The following is a 4,018-nucleotide window of genomic DNA, read 5'->3' as shown; positions in this document are numbered from 1 at the left end:
CTTGGTGCGAAAGCGCCAGGTCTTTTTTATGCACTTGATTTGGTGTTTTCATATCCAAACTTAAGTGCGGTCGCATTTCATTGTATATAAATATCGATTCTTCAACGAGCTGTTTTAACTCTGCCATATTGCGACATTTATACAGTAAAAACTCTTGCTTTAATATCCCGTTAATACGCTCTGCTAATGCGTTTTGATAACAGTCATACCCATCGGTCATCGATGGTCTAATGCCCTCTTTTAATAGCGCATTTTGATATACTTCAGAGCAATATTGTAAACCTCTATCTGAATGATGAATGGCATCACGTTTATATACGCGTTGCTTAATTGTCATTTCTAATGCTCTGACTACATCGGTTGCTTTCATTTCATCACTCAGCTCATAACCCATTATTTTTCGACTGTAAGCATCAGTGACTAACGATAGGTAATGCACGCCTTGCGCTGACTTTACGTATGTAATGTCACTAACGAAGACTTCCTCGGCCGCAGTAGGCATGTATTCCTTTAGTAAATTGGGATGCTTGCGCATCCAATGGTTACTGTTTGTTGTTTTAGTGTAATTTTTCTTTGGTTTTACAAGAAAGTCATGCTCTCTCAAATAATCAAAAAAACAATCACGACCTAGTTTAATGCCACGCTCTTGCAGGTCTGGCTTTATCATCAGATAAAGTTTCTTCCCACCAATACGAGGCATGAATTGCCGCCAGTACATCACTAATTCTTTGACTGGCTCCAATTCTTTATTCCGAGCATCTATTCTGCGCATAGCTTGATAGTAACCTTGTCGCGTTACGCCATATGCACGGCATAACGGAGTAAGCTTTATTTGATGGTTTTCTTTTGCGCGCGTGATAGCTCGGATATGTACTTTTTTCGCAAGCCCGCTCCATATTCTTCATCCATAATATTAATCATTTCATCTTTGATTAAATCCTTTAGGCGTAACTCTTCTATCTCGCGCTCTAAACGTTTAATTTTTTGTGCTGGGGTTTCTTTCGATTTAGGCATGTTGGCTATATAAGTTGGTTTAGACCAATCTAATTTACCATGTTTTCGCAGCCATACCAGAACGGTACTGCGGCCTTGAATACCGTAATGACTTTGCGCTTGTTTATAGGTGAAGTCGCCTTTTTCTACTTGCTCAACAATAGATAATTTAAAGCCTAATGTATAATCTCGCTGAGTACGCTTAACGTCTTTAATTTTAGTGGTTTTCATAAAATAAGTCCTAAATGTGTAAACACATTTCAGGACAAGACAGTTAAGCACATAAATAAGCCCAGCTAATGCTGGGCTTATTTTTTGCTGCTAATTGGCTATTACGTGCTGTGATTAAGTAAAGCTTTAAGCTTACCTGGCTTAATAGGCTTACTTAAATAATGTATATTAGCCGCTTTGGTTTCTTGTTTAAGCTCGGTGTCGCGTACGGCGGTTATAAGTATGGCGGGCACTTCGCTTTGCCATGTATCACGCAGTGTTTTTATAAGCGAAATACCATCGCAATCATTACCTAATTGGTAATCCATTAAAATTACATCGGGCGCTGCGTGCTGTTTAGCGTGCGCGAGTACTTTATTTACATCGTCAAACAAGGTGTAATTGGCTTGCCACTTTTTAAGTAAGCTGGCCATTGCTGCTAGGTTTTCGGGGTCATCGTCTACCGCGACTATGTTAATCGCGGCGCGGTTTTCTACTAAGCTGCTGGCCGTTGCTTTTTGTTGTACAAACTGCGCATCGCCATAGGGTACTTCAATACTAAAGCGGCTGCCTTTACCGGGCTCAGAGTGCACATCAAGCTCTAAGCTAAGTAAATCGGCCATACGTTTTACAACGCCAAGCCCTAAACCAACGCCTTTGTTATCACCGGCTTCTATACGGTAAAAGTCGTTAAATATTTTAGCTTGTTCTATTTGGCTAATACCTGGGCCGGTGTCCCATACTTCTATACGTAAATTATGTTTACGGTTTCTGCACGCTATTAATACTCGCCCTGTTTCAGTGTATTTAACCGCATTAGACACCAAGTTTTGTATAATTCGGCGCAAGTAGGTAATGTCGCTATGCACAATTTGTGCGTTTGAACGCACGGTTAGTTTTAAGCCTTTATCGCTTGATAAAATAGCGTACTCGCTTTGCAGTGGCATAAGTATATCGTTTATACAAAAGTGCCGTGGAGTTGGGGTCATTGCGCCTTGCTCTAACTTGGCAATTTCTAGTAAGGCCGACATTAAATGCACGGTTGAGTCTAAACTGTGGCCAAGCTTATTAAAGCTATTTTGGTTAGTTGTATCAAGCTGCTTTTCATCAATGGCGGCAAGGTATAAACGCGCCGCGTTAAGAGGCTGTAAAATATCGTGGCTAGCCAGTGCTAAAAATCGCGTTTTACTGTCGTTGGCTTGCTCTGCTTCGCGCTTGGCTAAAGTAAGTGCTTGCTCTGTTTTTACTCGGCTATCTATTTGTGCTTGTAAGTCTTTATTAATGGTTTGCACTTCTTGGGTTCGCGCTTCAATGCGGTTTTCAAGATCCATGTTAATTTCTTCAAGCGCATTTTGCGTACTTATATGGTTTGTAATGTCTGAAAAACTCGTTACAAAGCCGCCATCGGGTAGGGGGTTACCTATCATTTCGTACACTTGGCCATTACGGCGGTGACGAATAAAGTGATGCGAGCTACCATTTTTTAAATGCTGAACGCGTTTTTCTACTTGGCGCTCTATTTCGCCTGGGCCACATTCACCGCGTACTGCGTTGTACCTTATTATATCTTCTATGGGTTGCCCCACTTCTAAAAAGCCGTCGGGGTAGCCAAACATTTGGCTGTAGCGCTTATTCCATGCCACCAGTTTTAAATCTTTATCGACCACCGAAATACCATGGCTTAAATTTTCGAGCGAGGTATACAACAGGTTTTGGTTAAACTGCAATGCTTGTGTGGTTTCATCAAAAAAGTTAACCACCTCTTCAAAGGCCATACGTTTTCCCGATGAAACCGTACGGATTAGCGCCTGCGCCGAAGACGCCCCTAACACCCCAGTTAACGCACGCTCGCAGTAGGCTATAAATTCGGGCTCGGGGTGGGCATTATTGTCACTTAGCTGGTGCGAAAGTGAAAAGTGCGCCAGTACTTGTTGGCTACGCTGAATACCTAAAAAGGTTTGCAGCAGTATTTTAAAGTCGTAAACCGTGGCTTTAACATTTTTGTTTAAGCGGCGCGATAAAATAGCCTGATCTTTAGGGTTAACAAATGCAGCCGCCTGAATTTTGTCTATCAAGCGCTCTTCTGCCCCTAACGAAAAGCTAATATAACAACCAATATTAGCAAATAAGGCAATCAGAGTGCCGCGTGTAATAAGGGTTTGCTGAAGCTCGCTATCAAGCGCGCTACCGGCATCTAAAATTGGCATCATTAAAAATAATACCCAACAAATAAAACCCGCTAATAGCCCCGCATATACACCATAAGCATGGCCTTTTCGCCAGTAAAGTCCGCCCACAATAGCCGGGAGCAGCTGCGTTACTAACGAAAATGCCACCAGCCCCATACTGGCCAGCGCACTACCATGGCCAAACCATTGCTGATAAAAATAAGCCAATATAAGTATGCCGGCTATGGTAAAGCGCCTAACTAATAAAATTTGCGATTTATAACTGCTGGTAATTAAGTTGCGCTTAAATTTACGGCGTAGCATAAGCGGCAGCACTACATCGTTAGAGATCATGGTGCTAAGCGTAAGTGTGGCCACCACTATCATGGCGGNCCCGCCAATAAATACAAAGGTACTTAAAAAAGCTTGGTCGTGAATAAGCGGTAGTGCTAATACAAAGCTGTCGGGTGAAAAACTGCTACCAATACTTGGGTGAATTGCGGCAGTAGCAATAGGAATTATCATCGCGGCGGTGAGTAATAAATACAGCGGAAAAGCCCAACGAGCAGTAAATAAATGGCGTTTGTCTTGGTTATCTACCACGGTGACATGAAATTGTCGTGGTAAACAAATTATGGCCGCGGCAG

General features: G+C 42.3%; 2 protein-coding genes. Both read right to left on the bottom strand.

Features of this window, described 5'->3' with window-relative positions; translation table 11 throughout:
• Window positions 1–1,224 (bottom strand): IS3 family transposase gene (locus tag L650_RS23885; protein WP_128081053.1). Its coding sequence is split into 2 segments (ribosomal slippage), with 1,225 coding nucleotides annotated over them: window positions 1–873 and window positions 873–1,224; the frame shifts between segments, so codons are not numbered across the junction. This gene is flagged as partial in the annotation.
• 101 nt (window positions 1,225–1,325) lie between these two features.
• On the bottom strand, window positions 1,326–4,018 hold a 2,693-nt coding region (locus L650_RS0116425), incomplete at its 5' end, for a PAS-domain containing protein (protein ID WP_029773779.1).

Origin of the sequence: Pseudoalteromonas sp. TB51 (assembly GCF_000498055.1) — a bacterium.
Classification (GTDB): domain Bacteria; phylum Pseudomonadota; class Gammaproteobacteria; order Enterobacterales; family Alteromonadaceae; genus Pseudoalteromonas; species Pseudoalteromonas atlantica.
The sequence above is the reverse complement of the archived record's forward strand: the minus strand, read 5'-3'. Positions and strand labels throughout refer to the sequence as shown.